This is a genomic window from Pseudomonas sp. W5-36, assembly GCF_046540455.1.
In the GTDB taxonomy this organism is placed as follows: Bacteria; Pseudomonadota; Gammaproteobacteria; order Pseudomonadales; family Pseudomonadaceae; genus Aquipseudomonas; species Aquipseudomonas graminis_B.
In genome coordinates this window covers 427915-454250 of record NZ_JAXCIQ010000003.1, presented here as the reverse complement: position 1 = coordinate 454250, position 26336 = coordinate 427915, and the positions used below count along the sequence as shown (strand labels likewise).

The following is a 26336-nucleotide window of genomic DNA, read 5'->3' as shown; positions in this document are numbered from 1 at the left end:
TCGCGCCTATCACGAAGATTCAGCGGTTGGATGACGAACGTGCCTCCTAAAGAAGCCGACCGAGCGCCGGTCACAAACTCTTCACCCGCGCCCACCAGCGTCTACGCTTGTAACAAGTGCGATGTGCAGGTTTGACCGGGCTTACGATATGGGCGCTTTTTGGCATTCCGATACGAAGAAGGCTGCGGTCAAGGCTGACAGTCAGGGGAACGGATCAGTGCCAGCCCATGCTCGCCCACGGCGTTACGTGTGGCGGTTTTTGCTGGTGGCGGTGCTGATGGCAGCAGTGATCCTGGGATTTGTGGTCTCGACCGAGGTGCGCAGCTCCCGTTTGCAGGCGCAGGAGTTCAGTCATCTGGCCCAAGGCCTGAGCTACGCTGTCGAAGCCGGTCCCAGCGACGCGATTGTGTATCCCGGTGACGGGCCTTTCGACAAGCGTCTGGGCTATTCCGCCCTCGGCGAATTCCTGCCGCGCTTGCTCAAGCGTGACTACCTGATCAGCGCCCAGGCGCGGTTCTCCCCTGATCTTATGTCCTACGCCAGGCGCGGTTTCTTCGTCCCGTATCAGGAGAAGATTCAATCCGGCCTGACCATTTCTGACTGTCGCGCCGCGCCGCTGTATCAGTACATCTATCCGCAGCAGCTGTACCCGACCTTTGCCGCGATCCCACCGGTGCTGGTCAACAGCCTGTTGTTCATCGAGAACCGCGACTTGCTGGATGATCAGCGCCCGCTGGCCAACCCGGCGGTGGATTGGCCAAGGTTCTTCAAGGCGGCGCTCTCTCAGGTGGCGAAAATGGTGGGGTTGCCGGGGCAATCGGCAGGTGGCAGCACGTTGGCGACACAGTTGGAGAAGTACCGGCACTCGCCGGACGGCCTGACGCTGTCGGGCAGCGAGAAAATTCGTCAGATGGTGTCCGCCAGCGTTCGCGCTTATCAGCCGGGGCAGCAGACCCTGGAGGCGCGGCAGCGGGTGGTGCGGGACTATCTCAACAGCGTGCCGCTGTCGGCGGTCCCGGGGCATGGTGAAGTCCACGGCATGGCCGAAGGGTTGCGGGTCTGGTACGGCGCGGACTTCGACCGCACCAACCAGTTGCTGGCGTCGACGGCAAAAGACGATAAAACCCTGACGGCGCAGGGCTTGGCGCTGCGCGAAGTCCTGTCGTTGGTGATCGCGCAGCGCAGGCCCTCGCACTTTCTGGCGAAGGGGCGCAAGGAGCTCGCGGATCTGACGGACAGCCATCTGCGCGTGCTCGCGCAGAACCATGTCATCGATCAACCGCTGGCCGACGCCGCTCTGGCAGCCAGCGTGACCTATCGCGACTGGGTGCAGCAGCCGACCGTGCAACCGATTGAGAGCAACAAAGGCATCACCGTCGCCCGCACGCGGCTGTCGAACATGCTCAACCGTTCGCTCTACGACCTTGACCGCCTGGACCTTTCGGCCACCAGCACGCTGCAAAACGACCTGCAGGTCAGCGTCGGCCAGTACCTGCGCGACCTCGCCAAGCCCGAATTTGCCGGTCAGATGGGGCTGATCGGTGAGCATCTGCTGACGCCGGCCAGCACCCAGGCGGTGCGTTACAGCTTTACCCTGTTCGAGCGCGACCCCGATGGCTCGCGGGTGCGGGTGCAGACGGACAGCACGGATCAGCCGTTCGACATCAACGAGGGCAGCAAGCTGGAGCTGGGGTCGACGGCCAAGATGCGCGTGCTGACGACGTACTTGCAGATCATCGCCGAGCTGCACGACAAGTACGCCAATCTGCCCGCCAGCGCCCTGAGAAAAATCCCGGTCGAGGAGTCCGACCGCCTTAGCCGCTGGGCGTTGGACTACCTGATTCAGAACACCGATCGGGACCTCGCGAAGATGCTCGCTGCGGCCCTCGATCGTCAGTATTCGGCCAGCCCCGGCGAAAGCTTTTTCACCGGCGGCGGCCTGCATCATTTCAATAATTTTCGCCGGGAGGACAACGCGCGCAACCCCACCCTTCGCGAGGCATTGCGCGAGTCGATCAACTTGCCGTTCATTCGCCTGATGCGCGATCTGGTGCGTTACACCACCTATCAGGGGCCCAACAACAGCGCGGTGTTGCTCAAGGACGACAGCGATCCGAGGCGTCAGGAATACCTGGCCGATTTCGCCGACCGTGAGGGCAAGTCGTTCCTGCTGCGCTTCTGGAAGCGTTACAAAAACAAATCCACCCAGGACCGACTCGACACCTTTCTCGACGGGGTGCATCCCGCGGCGAGCCGACTTGCCGCCGTGCACCGTTACCTGCTGCCTGACGCTTCGCAAAGCGCGTTCAATGCGTTCGTGCGGGCGCACATGGCCGGGGAAAAGGGTAAAACGGCGCTCACCGAGAAGCGCCTGGACGACCTCTATTTCGCCTACGGCCCCGGCAAGTTTGATCTGCCGGATCAAGGCTACGTTGCCCGCGTTCATCCGCTGGATCTGTGGCTGGTGGGGTATCTGCTCCAGAACCCGGACGCCACGTTCAAGGATGCCGTCGCGGCCAGCCGTTTCGAGCGGCAGGAGGTCTACAGCTGGCTGTTCAAGAGCCAGCACAAGAGCGCGCGCGACAGCCGCATTCGCACCATGCTGGAGATCGAAGCGTTTCTCGACATCCACCAGCGCTGGCAGCGGCTGGGGTATCCGTTCGATCATCTGGTGCCGTCGCTGGCCACCGCCATTGGCAGTTCCGGTGATCGACCCGCCGCGCTTGCCGAACTCATCGGCATCATCCAGAACGATGGCATCCGCCTGCCGGTGTTGCGCATCGACAGCCTGCACTTTGCCGCGCAGACGCCTTATGAAACCCAGCTGGTCAACAACCCCGAGCTGGGCAAACGGGTGCTGCCCTCGGAAGTCGCCGCAGCCATGCGCGAGGCGCTTTCCCAGGTGGTCGATGCCGGCACGGCAAGGCGCGTGTCCGGCAGTTTCAAAACCCGTGACGGCAGCGTGCTGGCCATGGGCGGCAAGACCGGCACGGGCGACAACCGTATCGAAAGCATTGGCGCAGGGGGTCGAATCCTGGCGTCCAAGGCCATCAACCGCACCGCGACGTTCGTGTTCTTCATCGGCGACAACCACTACGGCACGCTGACGGCCTACGTGCCGGGACGCGCCGCCGAGAGCTTCAAATTCACCTCCGCCCTTCCGGTGCAAGTCCTCAAAGGCATGGCGCCGATTCTCAATCCCTACCTGGAGCCGGGCACTTTCACCCAGTGCAAAGCGCCCGTCCCTACGCAGGTGGCCACGCTTCTGTAACCGGTATTCATCGATCCCATGCCTCTGAAACGGGACGACAACCGTTCGTCTTAACCCATCTTGTGGAAACAATAAGATATATCTTAAGGTATATCTAACTTGTACCAAGAGATGAAAAAAATGAAAGACCACTCACACGATCACCCCCACCACCACCGCCCACACTTCGGCGAACACGGCGACGGCCGCGATGGTTTCGAGAAACGTCCCGGCCGTGAACGCGGCGGCCGTGGGCCTCGGGTATTTGCCCCAGGCGACCTGAAATTGATGCTGCTGGCGCTGATCGCCGATCAGCCGTGCCATGGCTATGACTTGATTCGTCAGATCGAAGCGCTGTTCGACGGCGCCTATAGCCCGAGCCCCGGCGTGATTTATCCGACGTTGACCTTTCTGGAAGAAAGCGAGTTGATCCAGGGCGATGCCGACGGCGGCAAAAAACGCTATCGCATCACCGAGGCCGGCCAGCAGTTCCTGACCGAACAGGCCGTCGCGCTGGATGGCGTGAAAATGCGCATCGAAGTCAGCAAGCGCTCGTTGCGTGGGCATGATCGTCCGCCGGAGATTCACGAGGCCGTGCACAACCTGCGTCATGCGCTGCAGATGCACCACGGCCGCTGGAACCCTGAGGAGATCCTGCGGGTTCGCGACCTGCTGAACGACACCGCGAAAGCCATCGTCGACGGCCAACAACCCGCTGCGGAGAAATCTGAATGAATGCACCCCAGGGAATTCACCGCGTCAGCCACGAGATCAAATGTCGTACGCTGCAGGTGCTGAGGGTGACCGACATCACCCCGCGCATGCGCCGCATCACCTTGCACGGGCCGGAGCTTGAAGGGTTCATCAGTCTGGGCACGGATGACCACGTCAAACTGTTGTTCGCCACTACGCCCGAAGAACAGGCGGCGCTGGACAGTGACGCACCGCTGCAAAACGCTGAAGGCCCGCGCCCGGCGATGCGCGATTACACCCCGCGTCGCTACGACCCGCAGTCCGGCGAGCTGGACATTGATTTCGTGCTGCATGGGGACGGTCCGGCGGCGACTTGGGCGGCCCAGGCCGAAGCCGGGCAAACGCTGAGTATCGCCGGGCCCCGGGGCTCGATGATCGTGCCGGACATGTTCGACAGCTACCTGCTGATCGGCGACGAGACCGCCCTCCCCGCCATCGGTCGTCGGCTGGAGGCATTGCCGGCCGGTCGGCGTGCGCTGGTGGTCGTTGAAATCGATAACGCAGCGGAGCGCCAGGCGCTGACCAGCGATGCGCAGATCGAGGTGATTTGGGTGGTGCGTGGTCAGCAAGATCTGCTTGAAGTCACGCGCCAACTGACCCTCCCGCAGGGCAGCTTGTATGCCTGGGTAGCGACCGAATCGTCCCTGTCGCGCAAGGTACGGCGGGTGCTGCTGGATGAGTTCACGCTGGACGAGGCGGCTGTCAAGGCCGCAGGTTACTGGCGCGCAGACGGTTCGGACGAGGAGTGAAGCGTTGGCGTCGCCAAAAGGGATTGAATGATGCCGGCGCGCCAGATTCGGGGCGCCCCGGCACTATTGAGGTTTAGGACTGCCCTCGGCGGCCCAAAACCTTGTCTGTCCCGAAAATGACTGCCCCGATTCCCGCAAAACCCGCCAGCACGCCCAACGCGTTGGTCAGGGCTTTAGCGACGCCCAGCGTGCCAATGTCGAGAAACGGATAGAGATAGTCACCGAAGGCATTTCCGCGCAACAGCAAATAACCGAAGTAGACGACGGGATACAGCATCCACATCAGCACATGCCTGGGTTTCAGCAGGCCTTTGGGCACGAAGAACAACCAGTAGCCAAGGAACAGCAGCGGCATGACGTCGTGCAGTAATTCATCGGCGATCCACTGCCAGCCCTGGGGCGTCCACAGATGGCGCAGCAGCAGGTTGTAAGCGAGGCTCACCAGAATAATGCTGGTGGTGATGCCGGCGCAGACAGCGGGAGAACGGAAGAATCGGTACCCCGCCGAATGCCGGTCAATGACCGCGCAGCTGAGCGCCACCGCCACCAGCGTGTTGGTCACCACGGTGAAGAAACTGCAGAAGCGCACCAGGCCGCCGAGCAGGCTGGCGTGGTCGATCCATCGCCCCCAGAGAATCAGATAGAGCTGCACCGCAAGCCCGAACCAGCCAAGCATGGCGGCCGTGCTGATGAAGCGGCGCCGGCCTGGCGACAGGTGCAACGGGGAGCTGTGCATTTCGATCTAATCCTGGGCAATCGGCGAGTCAGCTCAAGGGCGCTTGGTGCGCGCCAGCTTGATGTACAACCCTTCGACCTTCTCCCGCGCCCAGGGTGTCTTGCGCAGGAACGTCAGGCTGGACTTGATGCTCGGATCGCTCTTGAAGCAGCGAATGTCAATGCGCTCGGCCAGACCCGACCATTCGTAATGCTCGACCAGCGCAATGAGTATCTGCTCCAGCGTCACGCCGTGCAGCGGGTTGTTGTTGGGTGTGGTCATGACGGGCCTATGGACGCTGGTGGGACAAGACAGTTTCGCGAGCTGCGCACCTTAGCGGACCCACCGCTGGGTGTGAAGGGTTGGGTGATAGTGGGACCGGCGTTAGCCGGGAAAGCGCCAGCCGCCACGCCGTAAATCTGCGGCGTTCAATCCGGCCTTTTCCCGGCTAAAGCCGGTCCCACAATTTGATCGCATTCATTCAGCCGCAAAGGAACAGCCGCTGCACCGCTGAATCCTGCCACCTGATCACGCCTGCTCAACGCTCATCTATGCGCCACCTGCAACGGTCGCGGCATACCGTCCTTACCCACCGTCGAAGAGACGGCCTACCTAAACAAAGGACAGCGCTACCCGGGGCTCCCACCACTGTTACACCGACCGCAATGATCCATGTTGCAATTTTGACTTTTTAAAAAAACGTTAGCGTCCTATCATCGCCGCCCTAAACGCTGAAACGGCTAACTCGTCATTGATTAAGACCTTGCAATGCGCCTCCCAAGCATTGCGAGCGGCGTCGCCCTTTGCTCTCGAATAACTCAAAAAGACCTCACGCCCTATGCCCCGTCATCTGAAACGCCCGACCTGCAAATCGTCCCGAGCCCTTCGTCATGCCAGCGCCCTGAGCCTTGCCGCATTGGAGTTTGCAAGCTGTGCCCATGCTGCACCGGCGTTCGACAGCGCGTCGCCGTGGATGCTGGGTGACTGGGGCGGCAAGCGCAGTGAGCTTTCCGAACAGGGCTACGACTTCAAGCTCGACTCAGTCATCGAAGTGGGCTCCAACCTGCACGGCGGTTACAACCACGACAAGGCGACCCGTTACAGCGACCAGTTCGCCCTCGGTGCGCACATGGATCTGCAGAAGATCCTCGGCTGGCACGACGCTGAATTTCAACTGACCCTCACCAACCGTAACGGCGACAACATCAGCAACGACCGCGTGGGCGATCCGCGCACCGGCACCATTTCGTCGTCCCAGGAAGTCTGGGGCCGCGGCAACGTGACGCGCCTGACCGACCTCTGGTACCAGCAGAAATTTCTCGACCAGACCCTCAGCGTCAAGGTCGGCCGGTTCAATGAAGGCGAAGATTTCAACACCTTCCCGTGCGACTTCCAGAACCTGGCACTGTGCGGCTCCCAGGTCGGCAACTGGGACGGCGGGATCTGGTACAACTGGCCGGTCAGCCAGTGGGCAATGCGCGTCAAATATCAGCTGACCCCTGAACTGTTCGTGCAGGTTGGTGCGTTCGAACAGAACCCCTCCAACCTGGAAAACGATAACGCCTTCAAACTCAGCGGCAGCGGTACCCAGGGCGCCGTGTTGCCGGTCGAGGTGGTCTGGTCGCCGAAGGTCAACGGCCTGCCGGGCGAATACCGCGCCGGTTACTACTACAGCACCGCCGACAGCAGCGACGTTTCCAAGGACAGCAACGGTCGATACGCCGCCCGGAGTGGCGATGACTACGCCTCGTCGTCCAGCAAACACGGCATGTGGCTGACCCTGCGCCAGCAAGTCAGCAGCGAGTCCGGCGACAACGACCGCGGCTTGAGCCTGTTCGCCAACGGCACGCTGCACGACAAGAAAACCAACATGATCGACAACTTCGTTGCCCTCGGTGCGACGTACAAAGGCCCGTTCGATGCGCGCCCCGAGGATGACATCGGCGTCGGCATCAGCCGCATCCACGTCAACCCGGCGTACCGCAAGAACAGCAACCTGCGCAATCAGGCCGAAGGCGTTTCGGACTACAACGACCCGGCGTTCCTGCCCGTGCAGGACACCGAATACAACGCCGAAATCTACTACGGCGTGCACGTCGCCAACTGGCTGACCGTGCGCCCGAATCTGCAATTCATCCGCCATCCGGGCGGTGTGAATCAGGTTGATGACGCGCTGGTCGCGGGGTTGAAAATCCAGTCCTCGTTCTGATCAGCCCAGCTCGCCCGTCTGCACCCAGGCATCGGCATTGAAGGCATGGCTTATCCGCCGCGCCTTCACGCCAACACGCGTTAACCACCACATCGTTACGGAGTACAACACTTATGAGCACTGAGGGTGCTTTCGGTAAGGGTCGCCTGCTTCCGAGCTTGCTCGGGCTGGTCATTCTGATAATGGGCCTGGCCTTGCTGGTCGGCGGCATCAAACTGCTGACGCTGGGCGGGTCGCTTTACTACCTGCTGGCCGGCATCGGCTTCGCCATCACCGGCGTCCTGCTGATGATGGGTCGCGGCGCGGCATTCGGCCTGTACGCACTGGTGCTGTTCGCCAGTACCGTGTGGGCGCTGTGGGAAGTGGGTCTGGATTGGTGGCAGCTGGTGCCGCGTCTGGCACTCTGGTTTGCCCTGGGCATCGTGATGCTGCTGCCATGGTTCCGTCGTCCGGTCCTGCGTGGCCAGGTCGGCGATACGGGTACCCGCGCATTGGGCGCCGCTGTGATCGTGGCGGGCATCGCCGCGCTGGCCAGCCAATTCACTAACCCCGGTGAAATCAAAGGCCAACTGGACCGCGAAACCGCCGGCACCACCAGCGCCGCGCCGGCCATGCCTGACGGCGACTGGCAGTCCTACGGCCGCACGGCCTTCGGCGATCGCTACTCGCCGCTGTCGCAGATCACCCCGGACAACGTCAGCAAGCTGGTCCCGGCGTGGACCTATCGCACGGGCGACATTCCGGGTCCGAACGACCCGGGTGAGACCACGGCCGAAAACACCCCGCTGAAAGTCAACGGCATGCTCTACGTCTGCACGCCGCACAGCCAGGTCATCGCACTGGACCCGGACACCGGCAAGGAAATCTGGCGCTTCGATCCGAAGATCAGCAGCGGCAAGGCGGCCAACTTCAAGGGTTGGGCGCACATGACCTGCCGTGGCGTGTCGTATCACGATGACGCCGCCTACGCTGCCACCGCGCCGACCGACGCTGCCGCACCTGCGCAAAGCCCGGCCGCTCCGGCGGTTGCCGGCGCAGCCAATGCCTGCCCGCGTCGCATCTTCCTGCCAACCGCCGACACCCGTCTGATCGCCCTGAACGCCGACACCGGCAAGATGTGTGAAGACTTCGGCACCAACGGTTCGATCGACCTGAGCGCCAACATCGGCACTTACGCACCGGGCGGTTACTATTCGACGTCGCCACCGGCAGTGACCAAAGACCTCGTGGTCATTGGCGGTCACGTCACCGATAACGTTTCCACCGACGAACCGTCGGGCGTGATCCGTGCGTTCGACGTGCACACCGGCCGTCTGGTCTGGAACTGGGACAGCGGCAATCCGGACGACACCACGCCGCTTGCCGAGGGCAAGACCTACACCCGCAACTCGCCCAACATGTGGTCGATGTTCAGCGTCGACGAAAAGCTGGGCATGCTCTACCTGCCGATGGGCAACCAGATGCCTGATCAGTGGGGCGGCGACCGCACCGAGGCCTCGGAGAAATTCAGCGCCGGTCTGGTCGCGCTGGACATCGCCACCGGTCACGTGAAATGGAGCTTCCAGTTCACCCACCACGACCTGTGGGACATGGACGTCGGCGGTCAGCCAACGCTCATGGACATGAAAACCGCTGACGGCGTGAAGCCTGCTGTTCTGGCCTCCACCAAGCAGGGCAGCATCTATGTGCTGGACCGCAGCAACGGTCAGCCCATCGTGCCGATCAATGAAATCCCTGTACCCCAAGGCGCTGTCGCCGGCGATCACACCTCGCCTACGCAGCCGAAGTCCGACCTGAACTTCATGCCGCCGCCGCTGAAAGAGCGCGACATGTGGGGCGTGACGCCGTTTGATCAGATGCTGTGCCGCATCGACTTCAAATCCCTGCGTTATGAAGGTCCGTTCACTCCGCCGTCGCTGCAAGGCACGTTGGTGTACCCGGGTAACTTCGGCGTGTTCGACTGGGGCGGCATTTCGGTCGATCCGGTGCGTCAGATTGCTTTCGTGAACCCGAGCTACATGGCGTTCCGTTCCAAACTGGTGCCGGCGGCTGAAGTCGCAGGCGGCCCGGGTCGCAAGAGCGAAACCGAAGGCGTGCAGCCGAACAAGGGCGCGCCTTATGGTGTGATCCTCGAAGCAATGCTGTCGCCAATGGGCCTGCCGTGCCAGGCGCCAGCGTGGGGTTATGTGGCGGCGGTCGATCTGACTAACCACCAGACCATCTGGAAGCACAAGAACGGCACCGTGCGTGACAGCGCGCCGGTTCCGATCCCGCTGACCATGGGCGTTCCAAGCCTGGGCGGCACGTTCATCACTGCCAGTGGTGTGTCGTTCCTCAGTGCCACGCTGGACCAGTACCTGCGCGCCTACGACGTTCGTAACGGCAAGCAGTTGTGGGAAGGCCGCCTGCCAGCAGGCGCCCAGACCACGCCGATGACTTACACCGGCAAGGACGGCAAGCAATACGTGCTGGTCGTTGCAGGCGGTCACGGTTCGCTGGGCACCAAACAGGGCGATTACGTCATCGCCTACAAACTGCCGGATTGATCCGCTTCACTGATTAGCGTCGTGCAGTAAAAGAAAAGGCGGTCCCGAAAGGTGACCGCCTTTTTTATGCGCGCCGAAACGCTCAAAAGGGGACCGCTCAAAAGGGGACAGATTTATTTACAACGCTTCACCGTAAATAAATCTGTCCCCTTTTGCGCCTCACCGTAAATAAATCTGTCCCCTTTTGCGGCCCCCTTTAGCGCCCCTACTTCTCGATCACCTCACCACGCTGGGGCGCCAGCCTGGCAATAAAACGGTTCTGCGTGGTCACCGGAATGTGCTGCTCGTTCATCGCATCGATAAGGTTCTCGACCAACGCATTGAAATCGCTGCGGCTGAGTTTCATGCCCTTGTGCACTTCTTCCAGGGAGTCACCGGTGTACGTGCACGGCCCGCCGGCTTCGACGCAAAACCTTTCCACCAGCTTGTCGCGTACCCGAACGATGTCGACCTTGGCGAAGTATTTATAAATGCGGTCATCCTGAGCAATGTGCAGCAGCATGCCTTCGACGATTTTCTGGATGCCGGCGCGCTGGCCCAGGTCCTGATAGAGGCTGTCGTCCTTGGGCGGCTGTTGGGCGCACCCCGCCAGCAACGACAGACTGAGCCCGAGAATCAGCCGCAGAGACCGCCCCATCAGAAACTCCCCTGCACGGAAAGGTAGGTGCCGTTCTGGTTGTCCAGCGTGGCGATTTCACCGAGCCGGGCGTAGGCCAGCACCACGGAAACATGCTTGTTGGGAAACCAGCCGACAAAGAAGTCCGCCCAGTCGCTTTCGCCGGCGAACGACAGATTGTCGGGCTTCTCGCGGTAGTCCATGCCCACTGCCCAGTGCGGGTTGAACAGGATGGCTGCGCCGCCCTCTTTCAGTACGCTGCGGGTATCGCGCCGGTCGCCGCCAAAGCCCATCAACCCGGTTTCGTTGGCACGGCTGTAACGCAGGCCGGCGTTGACCACCAGGTTGTAGCCAAAGGCCGCGCCCATGAACAGACGGCTCGCGGTGACATAACCCTCGACGTCCGAATCGCGCTTGGCGCCCACCAGACTGGGGATGAGGAAATCATTCTGGTGTTTGTATTCCAGCCCCGCCGACACCTGCGGCAACTGATCGTAGATCAGGTCGCCAAACAGGCGAACCTTCACGCCGAAGATGTCCTGGGTGAGGTTGTCATCCGGGAGGTTGAGCTTGCTGACCAGTGAGCCCAGGTCGAAGCGTTGATGGGCGTAGGAAACCTCAATCCGATTGCCGTAGGACGCTGCAGCGCCGACCACATCGAGGGTGTAGTCCGGCAAGTCGACGTGGGTGGCGAACGCGTTGCCGCCCCACTCGCCCTGCTCGTCATACCCGGCCAGCATGGCCCAGGGGATGATCCCGCCGCCTGCGCCGCCTTCAATGCTGCTGGCGCCGCCGGTGGCGATCAGGCGCCCCTGCTCGGCTTCGGCCGCCGGCGCGAACCATGTCGCACAGCCTCCGACCACGCTGGCAAGCAGCACGGGATTCAAGTACGTCGAAAGGCGTCGTGCCATAAATCCGTGTTCCATCAATACACCGTCATGCGGGGTGGGAGCTGGGAGCGGGCAATCCAGGCTTCGAAAGCGATCGCATCGAGCGGACGGCTGATCAGGTAGCCTTGCGCGGTATCGCAGTGCCACCGCTCCAGCAGACGGAGGCTGTGTTCGTACTCGACGCCCTCGGCGACCACCTTCAGGCCCAGGTTGTGGCTCATCTCGATGGTCGACCGCACGATGACGGCGTCTTCGCTGGTTTCATCCAGATCGCGCACGAAGGACTGATCGATCTTCAATTCCTGCACCGGCAGCCGCTTGAGGTGCGCCAGCGAGGAGTAACCGGTGCCGAAATCATCCACCGACAGGCTGATGCCGAATTCGCGCAGGCGATTGAGCACCTTCAGCGACTGCTCGGGCTCGCGCATGATGGCGCTTTCGGTGATCTCGAAAATCAACTGTTCGGCCGGCACGCGGTACAGCTTGAGCAGCGCAGCAACGCGGTCAGCCAGATTGCCGTCCAACAGGTCGTCCGCCGAGATGTTCACCGACACTTGCAGAACCAGACCGCGATACGCCCATTCGGCCAACTGGCGCAGGGCTTCTTCGATCACCCAGTTGGTGAGGATCTGAATACTGCCGGTGCGCTCTGCCAGCACGATGAACTCGGCCGGGGACAACGAGCCGAATTGCGGGTGCTGCCAGCGCAGCAAGGCTTCGGCCTGAGTCACGCGGCCGTTGCGGATATCCAGTTTGGGCTGGTAATGCAGGGACAGTTCGCCATTGCGCGCGGCCTGACGCAGGTCGCGGATCAGGCTGATCTGGCGCAAGTGGGCGACATCGCGACCGTCCACATAGACCTGCAGACGGCCCGGCAGCTGCGCCGCGTCTTGCCGCGCAATGGAGGCACGTCTGAGCAACTCGGACGCCGAATCGCCATTGGCCGGATAGGCCGCGATGCCGATGCAGGCATCCATCGCGATGTCCTGCTCGCCAATGCGCTGAGGCTTGACCAATAGACGCTGCAGCCGGTCGGCCACCGCGACGGCACTGTCGGTTTCAGCGTTGTGCACCAGCAGCAGAAATTCGTTGTCGGAGAGCCGCGCCACCGTATCACCGGGACGCAGCGGCTCCTGCAGTTGCTCGCTGATGATGCGCAGCAGTTGCTCGACTCCCTCGAGACCGACGTTGGTACTGATCGCGCGGAAGTTATCGATGCCCAGATAAAGCAGGGCCACTGGCCGTTGAGCAATGACTGCGCTGCCGAGGCGTTCCATGACCAGCGCGCGATTGGGCAGCCCGGTGAGTGGATCATGCAGGGCGTTGTGGGCCAGTTGCAGCTCACGCTCGGCGATCCCGCTCTGCATCGAATTGATAGCGCTGGCGAGCAGCCCCAGTTCATCCCGGCGATCCAGCACCACGGGGGTGGCGTAATCACCTTCGCCAATGCGCCGGGCCGCCTGGGCCAGGGCACTCACCGGCCGCGACAGGTTGCGCGCCAGTAACAACGCGCCGACCAGCGAGCACGCCAGCGCCACGACAGTGATCCAGAACAGCGTCTTGTCCAGCGGCGCGAATGCCTGCATGGCCTGATCCAGCGGGCTCTGCAGCAGGGCCACGACCTCGCTGTCGCTGTTGCTCCCCAGGCGCAGGGTTTTGCTCAGAAAACTCTGGTTCTGATGCTCGGTCATCTGCATCTCGTCGCTGGGCGGGTTCATCATCACCCCGCGCAGGCTGTCGAACAGCGGCGCCGGCTGGGTGCTGATCATCTGACCCGGCTGCTTTTGCACGATCGACAGAAACGACACCTGCAAACCGCTCAACGAGCGCAGTTCCTGCGCCAGATCACCGTCCATGCTGAAGCCCATCACCACGCGCGCAATCGGCAGCGGTGCGAGGACCGTGCTCTCCACCAGCAAGTGCGGCTGGCCCTGCAACGGCACGATGAGCATCGACTGATTCTTACCCTTGAGCTCACGCAACGCCTGGGTGTAGGGAAACGGCGAGCCTTCGGGGATCTGCGCGACTGTGCTGGCCATGACCGTGCCGTCCATGCCCAGCAGAAACATGTCATTGGCGTTGATTCTGGCGCCGTGATTGAGCAGCACCGAGCGGATGGTCGCCGAGTCCGCCGATGCCACGGCGTCACGGAAGCCGAAATCGGTGGACAGCAATTGCACGGCGTCGCGCAGCCGCTTGCCGCGCATTTCCAGCAAACCTTCGAACACCCGGGTGCCGACTTCGAGCTGTGCCTGGGCCTGCTTGCGAACCGCGTCCTGGGTCGCCGCTCTCACCGCAATAAACACGGCGAAGACCACGATCAGCAGCAGCATGATCAACACGCCGGCAATCCGCGCCTGAAAGCTGATGCGCACCTTCATTCGTGGGCTGCTTTATGAAAGGCATCGCCGAACGCGCTGGGCGTCGGCGCGGCCGGGGTGTTATCGGCATTGGGCTGCACAGCGATGCTGAACCGTTGCTTGAGGCCGCCGGCCGGGATGTCGATGTCGCCACCGGACACGGGCAGCATGTCGGCCCCCTGGGGGTGCCAGAGAGTGACGGCGTAGTGACCGGCGGGCACTTGATCCAGGGTCAGCGCGCCCTTGTCGTTGCTGACGCCGAACCAGCCATCGTCGGTGACGTACACATACCCGATCATGTTGTCGTGGACGTTGCAGCCGAGCACGACCACGCCCGGCTTGTCGAACAGCACGGGGGCCGACGGGGTACCACCATACAACCGCAATTCAAAACGCTTGGGCGTCGAGAACGAATACACCTGATGGCGGATTTGATCGCTGTTGGGGAAACTGATTTCCGTCCCACTGCGGACGGCCAGCACGTGGGGGGCAAATTGCACATCGCGCTGGTCCATGTCGGCTTTCATCGGCCCGGCAGGCGGCGCCGTTGCGCCGCGCAGGGTAAGCACCGCGTCGGGAAGCGGCTTGCCCTGGGCATCAACGAATTCGGCGGTCAGGCTGGCCGCACTGGCAAGGGTGCCCTGCAGCGCGGTTACAACCAGCAACAATGAAATAAAAACGTGGCGCATGACAGATGTTCCAGACAGCGAGGCCGGCAGAGCCTCCGTGGCGATGATTTCCAGCGTAGCCCACATCGGCGGTCAGCGATATCAGACGGACTTCCAGCAAAGCACATGGCCTTCATTAGTGGAATGCCAAGGCCTGGCGCAACGCCTTACAGGCTTTAAAACGATCCCCCGTCATTGCTATCGACCGACGCTATTGAAACCTGAGCCAATCTGCCCCATCTAAGGCTCATCTCCATTTATGCAGGTGCCCCATGAGCGACCAGCAATCCGACGCCAACCAGCCGCACCCGAACGACGATCACGAGCACGAAATCCTCGGCTCCGACAGCAAGCGCCTCGCCCTGCCCGGCCAGAACCTGCCGGATCAGGTGTACATCATTCCGATCCACAACCGTCCTTTCTTCCCCGCCCAAGTGCTGCCGGTCATCGTCAACGAAGAGCCCTGGGCCGAAACGCTGGAGCTGGTCAGCAAGTCTGATCACCACTCCCTGGCGCTGTTCTTCATGGACACCCCGCCCGACGATCCCCGTCATTTCGACACCAAGGCGTTGCCGGAGTACGGCACGCTGGTCAAGGTGCACCACGCCAGCCGTGAAAACGGCAAGCTGCAGTTCGTCGCCCAGGGCCTGAGCCGCGTGCGCATCAAGACTTGGCTCAAGCACCACCGCCCGCCGTTTCTGGTGGAGGTCGAATACCCGCATCAGCCCAACGAGCCGACCGACGAGGTCAAGGCCTACGGCATGGCGCTGATCAACGCGATCAAGGAGCTGCTGCCGCTCAACCCGCTGTACAGCGAAGAATTGAAGAACTACCTCAATCGCTTCAGCCCTAACGACCCGTCGCCGCTCACCGACTTCGCCGCTGCCCTGACCTCCGCCACAGGCGTCGAGCTGCAGCAGGTGCTCGATTGCGTGCCCGTGCTCAAGCGCATGGAAAAAGTCCTGCCGATGCTGCGCAAGGAAGTCGAAGTCGCGCGCCTGCAGAAAGAAATCTCCGCCGAAGTGAACCGCAAGATCGGCGAGCACCAGCGTGAGTTCTTCCTCAAGGAACAGCTCAAGGTCATTCAGCAGGAACTGGGGCTGACCAAGGACGACCGCAGCGCTGACATCGAACAGTTCGAAGAGCGCCTGGTGGGCAAGACCCTGCCACCGCAGGCGCGCAAGCGCATCGACGAAGAGATCAACAAGCTGTCGGTGCTGGAAACCGGTTCGCCGGAATACGCCGTCACCCGTAATTACCTGGACTGGGCAAGCTCGGTGCCGTGGGGCGTGTTCGGTGACGACAAGCTCGATCTGAAACATGCGCGCAAGGTGCTCGATCAACACCACGCCGGCCTCGATGACATCAAGAGCCGCATCCTCGAGTTCCTCGCCGTCGGCGCCTACAAGGGTGAAATCTCCGGCTCCATCGTGCTGCTGGTCGGCCCGCCGGGCGTGGGTAAAACCAGCGTCGGCAAATCCATCGCAGAATCCCTGGGCCGTCCGTTCTACCGCTTCAGCGTTGGCGGCATGCGCGACGAGGCCGAGATCAAGGGCCACCGTCGCACGTACATCGGCGCCCAGCCGGGCAAGCTGGTGCAGGCGCTGAAAGACGTGGAGGTCATGAACCCGGTCATCATGCTCGACGAGATCGACAAGATGGGCCAGAGCTTCCAGGGCGACCCGGCCTCGGCGCTGCTCGAGACCCTGGACCCGGAGCAGAACGTCGAATTCCTCGACCACTATCTGGACCTGCGTCTGGACCTCTCGAAGGTCCTGTTCATCTGCACCGCGAACACCCTGGACTCGATCCCCGGCCCGCTGCTGGACCGGATGGAAGTGATTCGGCTGTCCGGCTATATCACCGAAGAAAAGCTCGCCATTGCCAAGCGCCACCTGTGGCCCAAGCAACTGGCCAAGGCCGGCGTTTCGAAAAACAGCCTGATGATCAGCGACAGTGCATTGCGCGCGGTGATTGACGGGTACGCGCGGGAAGCCGGAGTGCGGCAGCTGGAAAAACAGCTGGGCAAACTGGTGCGCAAAGCGGTGGTCAAGCTGCTGGACAACCCGGACACCGTGGTCAAGATCGGCCCGAAAGAGCTGGAAGCCTCCTTGGGCATGGCCGTATTCCGCAACGAGCAAGTGCTGTCGGGCACCGGCGTGATCACCGGCCTGGCCTGGACCAGCATGGGCGGCGCGACGCTGCCGATCGAAGCGACACGGATCCATACGCTCAACCGCGGCTTCAAGCTCACCGGCCAGCTGGGCGACGTGATGAAGGAATCTGCCGAAATCGCTTACAGCTACGTCAGCTCCAATCTGGCGAAGTTTGGCGGCGATAAGAGCTTCTTCGACGAAGCCTTCGTCCACTTGCACGTGCCGGAAGGTGCGACGCCGAAAGACGGGCCAAGTGCGGGCGTGACCATGGCCAGCGCGCTGCTGTCGCTGGCGCGTAACCAGGCGCCCAAAAAAGGCGTGGCGATGACCGGCGAACTGACGCTGACCGGCCACGTACTGCCGATTGGCGGCGTGCGGGAGAAGGTCATTGCGGCGCGGCGGCAGAAGATCTACGAGCTGATTCTCCCGGAAGCCAACCGTGGCAACTTCGAAGAACTGCCGGATTACCTGAAAGAAGGCATCACCGCACACTTCGCTAAACGCTTTGCGGATGTGGCGAAGATATTGTTCTAAGACGGACCAGCATCACTTCCACAGGGGCGAATCGTGACCTGTGGAAGTCGGCCTCACAGACAAGGAGTTCAACATGCTCGACTTCAACAACAAAGGCTTTTTCAAACTCAAGCAGAACAACGAATACGCTGAGCGTGTGGCCGCGCTGCTGCTTGAGGATGAAACCGTCATCGACGCCTACAAGTCGATGCGCGACGGCGTTGTCTTCACGACCAAGCGGATCATTTCCGTCAACGTGCAAGGCATTACCGGCAGCAAGAAGGACTTCACTTCATTGCCGTATAAAAACATCGTGGCCTACTCGGTGGAAACGTCCGGCACCTTCGACCTCGACTCGGAACTCGAGATCTACTTCTCCGCCCTGGGCAAAGTGAAGTTCGAATTCACCGGGAAGACCTCCATCGTCGAAATTTCCAGGTACATTTCCCAATTCGTTCTCTGAACCAACGCATTTGGCCCAGTCACATGCGAACGTGGTTGAGGTGCAGGCTGAACCGAGCATCACGCGGCAGCGCATCAAAGGGGACTGATTTATTTACACGCTTCTCCGTAAATTAATCTGTCCCCGTCCAGGCACGCTTAAAACTACCCGATCTTCGGTTATCCTCACCCCAAACGTTGCCCACGACCGGAGCCTTCATGACCCCTGCCCGCCTGCTCGTCCCGCTCAGCCTCTCCCTCCTTGCCGCTTGCGCGGCGACACCGAAGCAGATCGTTTCCCTAGACGATCAGCAAGACTGCCCGCTCACCCTCAAAACCGGCCAGACCCTCATGCTGATGCTGCCCAGCAACCCCACCACCGGGTACCGCTGGCTGATGCAAAACCCCGCGCCGTCGATACTCGCCAGCCTCGGGCCGGAGGTGTTCAATGCCTCTAAAGATGTAGGCCTGGTGGGTGAAGGCGGTCAGTCGGTCTGGCGCTACCGAGCCGCCAATGCAGGCACGGGCCATCTGATGATGGTCTACCAGCAGCCGTGGGCGCCGGAAGTGGCGCCAGAACGCACCTTCGATTGCGTGATCACCGTGAACTGATCGAAAGGATCGTGATCGAAAGGGGACTGATTTATTTACACGCTTCTCCGTAAATAAATCTGTCCCCGTCCATGTATTTACCCGCGTCTCCGTAAATCAATCTGTCCCCGTCCATGCAAGTCGCCAAGCACTGGCGTAAGCCCCGTCATTCGGTCAGTAACTGCGCCGCATCGAAGCCCATGCGCAAGTTGCCCCAATGACGGCCGTCGAAGAAAAACGGCACGTCGATCTCGGTCATGATTTCCCCCGTGTCGCGCAGGTAGGTTTGCAACAGGAAGCGCTGTTGGTTACCCGCTGCACGCAGGCCGATGGGGTCAGCGAACATGCGCTTGTTCCGGCAGACCGGCAGGTCGACAGCCCGGTCACCCGTAGGTTTTTTCGACACCCAGCTGTTATTCACCGGGCAGTAGCCCTTGGCGTCGACGATGAAGGTGACCTTGCCCCCCAGCGTGCCTTTGGTCAGCGCGTCGCACTCCTCCTGACAGATCTGGGCGAAGCGCTCGCTGTAGCTGGTCGTGTATTGCTTGGGGTCAGTCCCGGGAATCAGTTTGTAGTTCTGATCGAACAGGTTGACGCCCTCACGTTGCAACGCGGCCAGGCGTACCTGGAGCCGGTCGCGGCAGTGGCTGGCGCGGGTAATGCCAGCGTCCAGCGCGCCGTGCCCGAGGACGAACCGGCCCAGCAGCGCCTGGACCTTTTCCGCCACGCCCGACAGATCGCGGGTGGCGGTAGCGGAATGCTGCATGCGCTGGTCGATGGACTGGCTGTCCGCATGAATCTGGGTGACGCGGTTATTGATGCCGGTGTTGCTGTCGGCGAACTGCAAGATGTGCGAGGCGATGTCTTCCAACTTGATGTGAGTGGATTCGAAATCGCCGATCATGCTCTCGAAATGCCCTGACGCGCGCTCGACCACTTTCTGGGTCTCCCGGGCGCTATGGCTGATCTGGGTGGTCTGCTCGTGGGTCGAGCTCACTTCCAGCAGCATGGCGTCGATGTTCTGGGAAATGTCCTCGGTGGCGCGACTGACGTTCTGGGCCAGGGTCCGGACTTCGTCGGCAACCACCGCGAAACCACGGCCGCTCTCCCCCGCACGCGCCGCCTCGATCGCCGCGTTGAGCGCCAGAAGGTTGGTCTGGGAGGAAATCTGTTGAATCAATCCGACGATGGATTTGATGCTCGACGAGCGTTGGTTCAGCGCCGACACCAGCGTGCCGAACTCATTCAGGCTGGTGGAAATCTCACTGATGTTGCCGGTCACTTCCAGCAGCTCGGTGTAGGAGTCGCGGGCCATGCTGAGGTTCTGCGCGGTGGTCCCGGAAATGCCCTGGGTCTGCCGGGACACTTCGGCAATCCGCCCGACTGCGTCGTTGCTCTGCTCCATGACTTCCCTGGCGAAGCGCGCCTGATGGGTCGCGCTGTCGCTGGAATCGCTGATGTTTTTCAGCGAGCGCGCGGACTCCACGGCAATGTGCACGGTCAGCGCCTGAACGCTGCTGATGATCTCCCGCTGCTTGGCGAGAAACCGGTTGCAGGTGCTCGCCAGCACGCGAATTTCATCATGGGTCAACAGCGGCAAGTCCTTGGACAGGTCGCCCTCGCCATTGGCAATGCCTTCCAGCGCCAGCGTCATCTGGGTCACCGGCCGCACGATCAGGTGGCGGAAATACCAGACCATGAAACTGACCAGGCACAGGGTGAACAGCGTACTGCCCAGAATGGCGTTGCTCAGCACATCGAGTTTGCCTTCGATCATGCCTAGCGTCCCCGCCGGCAACTGCGCGCTGCGCAACTGAAGCAGAATGTCCGCGCGGATGCTCACGGCCACCCAGTACACCAGGGCGCTCACCATCACCATCAGGAAAAGGCTCGACAGCTTCTTGGTCAAAGAATCGAAAAACTGCCGCTCGACGGACTCGTACAACGCCTTGAACGCATGCATGCCACGGTTCCCTGTGTCTGGTAATGAAATGGGTTGCAACTAAGGTTCTTCGACTGAGGATGGGAAAGCTTTAATGCGGTGGGGTGAACATCGATAAATGACATTGATTCTCAATTATAACTTGCCGATACTTGAGAACCATCATCATTCGTTACATTCGCCGGAGCTTCGCCCGCCATGCGCCACTCGATCCCCTTTTGCCCAAAGGCCCTTTCGTTAATCGCACTGAGCGTGCTTAACACAGCGAATGCCGAAGACACAGCGCTCAGCCTGCCCGCCACCGACGTGACGTCAACGGCCACCTACGGTGACACCGGCGACCCGCTCGGTTATCAAGGCAAACCCGGCAGTACCACTACCCGGCTGGACCTGACCAAACAGCAAACGCCTCAAGGTATTACCAACATCAAGCGCGAGCAAATGGATGACTTCAAGCTCAACAGCATTCGCGACGTATTAACCAGTACCCCCGGCGTCAACGTGCAAAAAGTCGAAACTGACCGCACCTATTTCACCGCGCGCGGTTTCGACATCAACAACTTCCAGTACGACGGCACGGCCATGCCGATGACCAATGGGTTGCTGGTGGGCGACATTGACCTGGCGCCCTACGAACAGGTCGATATCGTTCACGGCGCCAACGGTTTGATGTCCGGATCCGGCAACCCTTCGGCCACGGTCAACTTCATCCGCAAACGCCCGACCTACGATCCCCAGGCGAAGATCGACGTGACTGCCGGTTCCTGGGACAAACGCCGGGTGGACATCGACGTTTCCGGGCCACTGACCGACTCAGGCAACGTGCGCGGACGCGTCATCTACGCCAACGAGAACGGCAACTCATACCTTGATCGCTACTCTCGCGAGAAGAACATCTTCAGCGGTCTGCTGGCATTCGACTTGAGCGACAGTGACACGCTGACCCTTGGTTACGAAGACCAGAAAACCAACGCCAATGGCTCAAGCTGGGGCGCACTGCCGTTGGTCGATGGCAATGGCAACGCCATCCATTACAGCAGCACCCATTCCAATATTTCCCAGCCGTGGGTGCATTGGGATGTTCACACGCAACGCGCGTTTGCCGAGTGGGAGCACACCTTCGCCAATGACTGGAAGTCGAAGCTGACCGTCGCCGGCGCCGAGCACCGCGAAGACACCGAGATGTTCTACATGTTGAGCTCCACCGACTCGCCGACCGGCTACAGCGGTCTGGGCTCCAAGTACAAAGACAAAAACCTCGAACTCAGTGGCGATTACTCCCTGAGCGGCCCCTTCATGCTGGGCGGTCGCGAACATCAACTCACGCTGGGGGCGAACGCTGCACGCCAGCGCAACCGCGAATCCTCGCAGTATGGCGACATACTCAACTACTCGCCTGTCACCCTTGAAGATGCGCTGCATGGCTACCTGCCGCGGCCGAATTACGTCGCCGCGTTGCCCGCTGCGACGTCGAACTACACCGATCGCCAGAAGAGCGTCTACGCCGGCGCGCGTTTCAGCCTGACCGACGACCTGCATTTGATCACCGGTGCCCGCATGCTCAGCGCCGACAGCAATGGCGACAACTACGGCTCCGCGCGCAAGGTGCGCATTCACGGCAAAGTCACGCCGTATGCCGGTATCGTCTACGACCTGACCCCGGAATACGCGCTGTACGCCAGTTACACCGAAGTCTTCAATCCGCAGTATTACCTCGACGGCCAAGGCCGGGTGCTCGATCCGCTTGAAGGCAAAAGCTATGAAGCGGGCATCAAGGGCCAGTTGCTGGACAAGAAGCTCAACGTCAGCGCAGCGGTGTTCCATGCCAAGCAGGACAACGTGCCGGGCAGTTCGGTGTATGACGCCAGCCTTGGCGGCTACGTGTACGAGGCGATGTCCTACGACAGCAGCGGCCTGGAGCTGGAAGCGTCCGGCGAAGTGGCACCCGGCCTGCAAATCAACGGCGGGTACACCTACGTCTATATCACCGACGACAACGACAGCCGTGCGCGCAAATTCATCCCGCGCCACGCCCTGACGTCGTCCATGACCTACCAGTTGCCAATGGCACCGAAGGTCAAGGTCGGCGGCAGCCTGAGCTGGCAGAGCAAGACCCAGAACGACGACGCACCGGCCGCCCGGCAGGACGCCTACGCGCTCATCGGCCTGATGACCCGCTATGACATCGATCAGCACTGGAGCACCCAGTTCAACCTCAACAACCTCACCAACGAGAAATACCAACAGAGCCTGCGCTACAACCAAAGCAACTTCGGTGATCCACGCAACTTAACCGCGTCGGTAAGCTGGACATACTGATAACACGGCTTGCGTCTCAGCCGCCCAGGTGCAACCGGGGCGGCTTTTGCCGTTGAGGGGCAAACGTCTGCACACGAACGATGAGATGAGGTTCCAGCCGAGGGACGGAATTGGCTAAAATGCCGCACTTTTCGCCTTGTCCCCCGGAATCGCCGTGAGCCCAGAACCCGACCGCCTATTCGCCCAGCCGCTGCCCCAGGTGCCCGACTTCGCTTTCAACGAAGACGTCGTGCGGGTGTTCCCGGACATGATCAAGCGCTCGGTACCGGGCTACCCGACCATCGTCGAAAACCTCGGCGTGCTCGCGGCGCAGTTCGCCCAGCCCCACAGCGTGCTCTACGACCTGGGCAGCTCACTGGGCGCCGTCACCCAGGCGTTGCGCCGGCATGTGCGGACCGAGGATTGCCGGGTGATCGCCATCGACAACTCGTCGGCAATGGTCGAGCGCTGCCGGGAGTACCTGAACGCTCAGGACTCGATGTACCAGGAGCTGCTGCCGGTGGAGGTCATCGAAGGCGATATCTTGAATCTAGCGTTTGAGCCGGCTTCGGTGGTCGCCCTGAACTTCACCCTGCAGTTCATCGCCCCCGAACAACGCCTCGCCCTGTTGACTCGCATTCGCCAGTCGCTGCTGCCCGGCGGCGCGCTGATCCTGTCGGAGAAGCTGCGCTTTGATGACACCGAAGAGCACGCGCTGCTCAGCGATCTGCACGTCGCCTTCAAGCGCGCCAACGGTTACAGCGAGCTGGAGATCGCGCAGAAACGCAGCGCGATCGAAAACGTGATGAAGCCCGACAGCCTTGAGCAGCACCGCGAACGCTTGCTGGCCGCCGGTTTCAGTAAAGTCGTGCCCTGGTTCCAGTGCCTTAATTTCGCCTCGTTGATTGCCCTGCCATGATTGATCTCGCTCCCCTGGTCCGCCGTCTGGCGGGCACGCCACTGTATGCTTGGGCCCAAGGCCTGCAGGCGCAACTCGACGCGAAGATGGAAAAGGGTCACGGCGACCTCGAACGCTGGCAAGGCGCCCTGAATGCCTTGCCTGATCTGACGCCAAGCCGCATCGAGCTCAAGGACGATTTTATCCTCGACGCCGACTGCGACGATGCCACCCGCGAGCAGACCCGTGCGGCGCTGATGGGCCTGTCGCCGTGGCGCAAAGGCCCTTTTGATGTGTTCGGCGTGCACGTCGACACCGAATGGCGCTCGGACTGGAAATGGTCGCGGGTGTCGCCGCACCTTGATCTGAGAGGCAAGCGCGTTCTGGATGTGGGCTGCGGCAACGGCTATTACCAGTGGCGTATGCTGGGGGCCGGGGCCGACAGCGTGATCGGCGTTGACCCGAACTGGCTGTTCTTCTGCCAGTTCCAGGCCATGCAGCGCTACCTGCCGAACCTGCCGGCATGGCACCTGCCGTTCACCCTGGAAGATCTACCCGCGCGGCTGGAAGGCTTCGACACGGTGTTCTCCATGGGCGTGCTCTATCACCGCAAATCCCCCATCGATCACCTGCTGGCACTCAAGGATTGCCTGGTCAAAGGCGGCGAGCTGGTGCTGGAAACCATGGTGGTCGAAGGCGACGCGAATCAGGTGCTGGTGCCGGAAGACCGCTACTCGCAGATGCGCAACGTCTGGTTCCTGCCCTCAGTCCCGGCGCTGGAACTGTGGCTGCGCCGCGCGGGTTTTGTGGATGTGCGCTGCGTCGACGTCAGCACCACCACGGTAGAGGAACAGCGCGGCACCGACTGGATGCGCTTTCAATCGTTGAGCGACTTTCTCGATCCCGCTGATCACAGCAAGACCGTGGAAGGACTGCCGGCACCGCGGCGTGCGGTGATCGTTGGGCGCAAGCCGTAAACCCACAACGGCGCCATCGCGCGCGCTCGTGGAGCATGACAACACCGCAGCTGTCATTGCGGACAAATCACCCGTGGGAGCGAGCTTGCTCGCGAAGGCGATGGTGGTCGTCCCTTCAGATCACTGGCGGTGAGAAGAACTCACCGCTGCCAGAATCAACGCCTTCATCTCCGATACCGCGGACTTGAAGCCGACAAACAGGGCATGGGCCACCAGCGCATGGCCGATGTTCAGTTCGTTGATGCCCTTGATCGCCGCGATCGCTTCAACGTTGTGATAGTGCAAACCATGACCGGCATTGACGATCAGGCCCTGGGCCAGACCAAAAGCAACGCCATCGGCAACGCGCTTGAGCTCTTCGGCGACGGCCGCCGGGGTTTCGGCATCGGCATAACGGCCCGTGTGCAGCTCGATGGCCGGCGCGCCAACCCGGGCCGACGCGGCAATCTGGCGCTCATCGGCGTCGATGAACAGCGACACTTCGCTGCCGATGGCAGACAACCGCTCCACCGCCGCCTTGATGCGCGCTTCCTGACCGGCGACATCCAGCCCGCCCTCCGTGGTCAGTTCCTGACGGGTTTCCGGCACCAGGCAGATGTGCGCCGGCCGAATGCGCTCGGCGAACGCCATCATCGCTTCGGTGACGCCCATCTCGAAATTCATGCGCGTTTGCAGCACGTCTTTGAGCAGCAATACATCGCGTTCCTGAATGTGCCGACGGTCCTCACGCAAATGCACGGTGATGCCGTCGGCACCCGCTTCCTCGGCATCCAGCGCGGCCTTGACCGGATCGGGATAGCGCGTCCCGCGGGCCTGGCGCAGGGTAGCAACGTGGTCGATGTTCACGCCGAGCAGAATGCGAGTGCTGTGGGTCACGGGGTTCTCCTGATTACTGTGGCGGTGCCAGCCAGTAGTGGCTGATTGCGCAAGCGAGGAAGGATTTTCTAGGTTTGCGCCGCTGGACGCTAGAGTTTGCGAAACAATTCACGGCTGACCAGCGGCCGCCCACCCAGATGCACGGCGAGGGCCTGGCGCATCAGACGCTTGGCCGCCGACAGCGCGCCCGGCGAAGTCCAGTCCGCTTCAGACATCGCCTGCAATTCGGCGCCCTGAAACAATCCCGGCTGAAACAGATACACCCGCTCAAGGCCTGCGTCCACCTGAAGCCGGTACAGGCCGTCGCTGGCCAGGGGATCACCGTTGACGTCTGCATCCAGCGCAAAGCCGTAACCGAGATCGTCCAACAGCCGCCATTCGAACGAGCGCAGCAACGGTTCCAGCGCGCGCCCTTCGGCCAGGGCCACAAGGGTCGCAGCGTAATGCTCGAACACGCCCGGGTGCGGGTCTTCGGCGGGCAACAGACGAATCAGCAATTCATTGAGATAGAGACCGCTGAACAGCGCCTCGCCTTCCAGCCACGTAGCGACGCCGACGCCTTCCATGCGCCCCACGTTCTTCAGCTCGCCCCGGCCGCGAAACTCCACTTCGAGCGGCACGAACGGACGCGCCATCGTCCCCGCCTTTCCCCGAGCGCTGCGCAACACCGCACGCAAGCGACCCTTCGGGGTAATGAAATCGACCAGTGCGCTGTTTTCGCGGTACGCACGGCTGTGCAACACATAAGCGAGCTGACCGACGGGAGGGGTTTGTGACATGGCTATCTCGATGAAAGAACGCGGCCGGACGGGCAATCTGAAACGACTGTGGGAGTGAGGTTGCCTGCGAACAGGCGATCCCAGTCAACATCAAATGCTGAATGTCACA

Annotated in this window: 20 protein-coding genes; 11 read left to right on the top strand and 9 right to left on the bottom strand. The window is 61.6% G+C overall.

The features are described from left to right. The first annotated feature begins 148 nt into the window (after positions 1–148). The 3 genes from SLW74_RS07980 to SLW74_RS07970 all read left to right on the top strand — a co-directional run bounded on the left by SLW74_RS07980 (position 149) and on the right by SLW74_RS07970 (position 4752). Positions 149–3271, top strand: coding sequence for a transglycosylase domain-containing protein (locus SLW74_RS07980; RefSeq protein WP_410928560.1), 3123 nt, complete (start codon positions 149–151; stop codon positions 3269–3271). A 120-nt stretch (positions 3272–3391) separates the two neighbouring features. Further along, complete coding sequence (locus tag SLW74_RS07975) at positions 3392–3985, top strand: PadR family transcriptional regulator (protein ID WP_065992498.1); 594 nt, start codon at positions 3392–3394, stop codon at positions 3983–3985. Continuing rightward, positions 3982–4752 (top strand): siderophore-interacting protein, encoded by a 771-nt coding sequence (locus SLW74_RS07970; protein WP_410928559.1) that lies wholly within the window; start codon positions 3982–3984, stop codon positions 4750–4752. Before SLW74_RS07975 ends, SLW74_RS07970 begins: the two co-directional genes overlap by 4 nt. Positions 4753–4825: 73 nt before the next feature. On the opposite strand, the gene SLW74_RS07965 is transcribed toward SLW74_RS07970, so the two are convergent. Further along, positions 4826–5488 carry a Pr6Pr family membrane protein gene (locus SLW74_RS07965; protein ID WP_410928558.1) on the bottom strand — a complete coding sequence of 221 codons (663 nt, stop codon included), beginning with the start codon at positions 5486–5488 and terminating at the stop codon, positions 4826–4828. Positions 5489–5521: 33 nt separating this feature from the next. Next, on the bottom strand, positions 5522–5749 hold the full coding sequence (locus SLW74_RS07960; protein ID WP_074888901.1) for a VF530 family DNA-binding protein: 228 nt from the start codon (positions 5747–5749) through the stop codon (positions 5522–5524). A gap of 556 nt (positions 5750–6305) precedes the next feature. Between SLW74_RS07960 and SLW74_RS07955 the strand changes: the two genes are divergently transcribed. Together SLW74_RS07955 and SLW74_RS07950 are read left to right on the top strand one after the other, a co-directional pair. Further along, positions 6306–7676, top strand: coding sequence for a carbohydrate porin (locus SLW74_RS07955; protein WP_410928557.1), 1371 nt, complete (start codon positions 6306–6308; stop codon positions 7674–7676). Between the two features lie 113 nt (positions 7677–7789). Beyond that, a complete protein-coding gene (locus tag SLW74_RS07950; RefSeq protein WP_065992486.1) occupies positions 7790–10222 on the top strand; it encodes a glucose/quinate/shikimate family membrane-bound PQQ-dependent dehydrogenase in 2433 nt (810 codons plus the stop codon). A 205-nt stretch (positions 10223–10427) separates the two neighbouring features. Here the strand turns inward: SLW74_RS07950 and SLW74_RS07945 are convergent, their stop codons facing one another. The 4 genes from SLW74_RS07945 to SLW74_RS07930 are packed head-to-tail and all read right to left on the bottom strand — an operon-like array spanning position 10428 to position 14777. Next, entirely contained in the window at positions 10428–10859 is a 432-nt protein-coding gene (locus tag SLW74_RS07945; RefSeq protein WP_410928556.1) for a group I truncated hemoglobin, read from the bottom strand. Continuing rightward, positions 10859–11749, bottom strand: coding sequence for a DUF3034 family protein (locus tag SLW74_RS07940; protein WP_410928555.1), 891 nt, complete (start codon positions 11747–11749; stop codon positions 10859–10861). Before SLW74_RS07940 ends, SLW74_RS07945 begins: the two co-directional genes overlap by 1 nt. A gap of 14 nt (positions 11750–11763) precedes the next feature. Then, positions 11764–14109, bottom strand: a complete 2346-nt coding sequence (locus SLW74_RS07935; protein WP_410928554.1) for an EAL domain-containing protein — start codon at positions 14107–14109, stop codon at positions 11764–11766. Continuing rightward, the gene (locus tag SLW74_RS07930) at positions 14106–14777 is read right to left on the bottom strand and encodes a methylamine utilization protein (RefSeq protein ID WP_410928553.1); all 672 of its coding nucleotides are present in this window, start codon (positions 14775–14777) and stop codon (positions 14106–14108) included. Before SLW74_RS07930 ends, SLW74_RS07935 begins: the two co-directional genes overlap by 4 nt. A 251-nt stretch (positions 14778–15028) precedes the next feature. Here SLW74_RS07930 and lon point away from each other — a divergent pair, with 251 nt between their 5' ends. The 3 genes from lon (at position 15029) to SLW74_RS07915 (ending at position 18478) form a co-directional block, all read left to right on the top strand. Next, on the top strand, positions 15029–17446 hold the full coding sequence (gene lon / locus SLW74_RS07925; protein ID WP_410928552.1) for an endopeptidase La: 2418 nt from the start codon (positions 15029–15031) through the stop codon (positions 17444–17446). Positions 17447–17519: 73 nt separating this feature from the next. Further along, the gene (locus SLW74_RS07920) at positions 17520–17888 is read left to right on the top strand and encodes a PH domain-containing protein (RefSeq protein ID WP_065992476.1); all 369 of its coding nucleotides are present in this window, start codon (positions 17520–17522) and stop codon (positions 17886–17888) included. A 197-nt stretch (positions 17889–18085) separates the two neighbouring features. Continuing rightward, positions 18086–18478: a protease inhibitor I42 family protein gene (locus tag SLW74_RS07915; protein WP_065992474.1), complete on the top strand. Its 393-nt coding sequence runs from the start codon at positions 18086–18088 to the stop codon at positions 18476–18478. A gap of 145 nt (positions 18479–18623) precedes the next feature. Here the strand turns inward: SLW74_RS07915 and SLW74_RS07910 are convergent, their stop codons facing one another. Then, positions 18624–20420 (bottom strand): methyl-accepting chemotaxis protein, encoded by a 1797-nt coding sequence (locus SLW74_RS07910; protein WP_410928551.1) that lies wholly within the window; start codon positions 20418–20420, stop codon positions 18624–18626. Positions 20421–20597: 177 nt separating this feature from the next. Between SLW74_RS07910 and SLW74_RS07905 the strand changes: the two genes are divergently transcribed. From SLW74_RS07905 to cmoB, 3 genes are all read left to right on the top strand, one after another. Continuing rightward, entirely contained in the window at positions 20598–22718 is a 2121-nt protein-coding gene (locus SLW74_RS07905) for a TonB-dependent siderophore receptor (protein WP_410928550.1), read from the top strand. A gap of 154 nt (positions 22719–22872) precedes the next feature. Beyond that, the gene (gene cmoA, locus SLW74_RS07900; RefSeq protein ID WP_410928549.1) at positions 22873–23616 is read left to right on the top strand and encodes a carboxy-S-adenosyl-L-methionine synthase CmoA; all 744 of its coding nucleotides are present in this window, start codon (positions 22873–22875) and stop codon (positions 23614–23616) included. Next, positions 23613–24572 (top strand): tRNA 5-methoxyuridine(34)/uridine 5-oxyacetic acid(34) synthase CmoB, encoded by a 960-nt coding sequence (gene cmoB / locus SLW74_RS07895; protein ID WP_369318394.1) that lies wholly within the window; start codon positions 23613–23615, stop codon positions 24570–24572. The genes cmoA and cmoB overlap by 4 nt, the downstream gene beginning before the upstream one ends. A 120-nt stretch (positions 24573–24692) precedes the next feature. Here cmoB and pdxJ read toward each other — a convergent pair whose 3' ends face one another. Together pdxJ and recO are read right to left on the bottom strand one after the other, a co-directional pair. Beyond that, positions 24693–25448, bottom strand: coding sequence for a pyridoxine 5'-phosphate synthase (gene pdxJ, locus SLW74_RS07890; protein WP_410928548.1), 756 nt, complete (start codon positions 25446–25448; stop codon positions 24693–24695). Between the two features lie 89 nt (positions 25449–25537). Further along, entirely contained in the window at positions 25538–26227 is a 690-nt protein-coding gene (recO, locus tag SLW74_RS07885) for a DNA repair protein RecO (protein WP_192135216.1), read from the bottom strand. Between the last annotated feature and the right edge of the window lie 109 nt (positions 26228–26336).

Coding starts and splice junctions, on each gene's coding strand:
- SLW74_RS07980 (WP_410928560.1), top strand. CDS start 149: ATGGGCGCTTTTTGGCATTCCGATACGAAGAAGGCTGCGGTCAAGGCT.
- SLW74_RS07975 (WP_065992498.1), top strand. CDS start 3,392: ATGAAAGACCACTCACACGATCACCCCCACCACCACCGCCCACACTTC.
- SLW74_RS07970 (WP_410928559.1), top strand. CDS start 3,982: ATGAATGCACCCCAGGGAATTCACCGCGTCAGCCACGAGATCAAATGT.
- SLW74_RS07965 (WP_410928558.1), bottom strand. CDS start 5,488: ATGCACAGCTCCCCGTTGCACCTGTCGCCAGGCCGGCGCCGCTTCATC.
- SLW74_RS07960 (WP_074888901.1), bottom strand. CDS start 5,749: ATGACCACACCCAACAACAACCCGCTGCACGGCGTGACGCTGGAGCAG.
- SLW74_RS07955 (WP_410928557.1), top strand. CDS start 6,306: ATGCCCCGTCATCTGAAACGCCCGACCTGCAAATCGTCCCGAGCCCTT.
- SLW74_RS07950 (WP_065992486.1), top strand. CDS start 7,790: ATGAGCACTGAGGGTGCTTTCGGTAAGGGTCGCCTGCTTCCGAGCTTG.
- SLW74_RS07945 (WP_410928556.1), bottom strand. CDS start 10,859: ATGGGGCGGTCTCTGCGGCTGATTCTCGGGCTCAGTCTGTCGTTGCTG.
- SLW74_RS07940 (WP_410928555.1), bottom strand. CDS start 11,749: ATGGCACGACGCCTTTCGACGTACTTGAATCCCGTGCTGCTTGCCAGC.
- SLW74_RS07935 (WP_410928554.1), bottom strand. CDS start 14,109: ATGAAGGTGCGCATCAGCTTTCAGGCGCGGATTGCCGGCGTGTTGATC.
- SLW74_RS07930 (WP_410928553.1), bottom strand. CDS start 14,777: ATGCGCCACGTTTTTATTTCATTGTTGCTGGTTGTAACCGCGCTGCAG.
- lon (WP_410928552.1), top strand. CDS start 15,029: ATGAGCGACCAGCAATCCGACGCCAACCAGCCGCACCCGAACGACGAT.
- SLW74_RS07920 (WP_065992476.1), top strand. CDS start 17,520: ATGCTCGACTTCAACAACAAAGGCTTTTTCAAACTCAAGCAGAACAAC.
- SLW74_RS07915 (WP_065992474.1), top strand. CDS start 18,086: ATGACCCCTGCCCGCCTGCTCGTCCCGCTCAGCCTCTCCCTCCTTGCC.
- SLW74_RS07910 (WP_410928551.1), bottom strand. CDS start 20,420: ATGCATGCGTTCAAGGCGTTGTACGAGTCCGTCGAGCGGCAGTTTTTC.
- SLW74_RS07905 (WP_410928550.1), top strand. CDS start 20,598: ATGCGCCACTCGATCCCCTTTTGCCCAAAGGCCCTTTCGTTAATCGCA.
- cmoB (WP_369318394.1), top strand. CDS start 23,613: ATGATTGATCTCGCTCCCCTGGTCCGCCGTCTGGCGGGCACGCCACTG.
- recO (WP_192135216.1), bottom strand. CDS start 26,227: ATGTCACAAACCCCTCCCGTCGGTCAGCTCGCTTATGTGTTGCACAGC.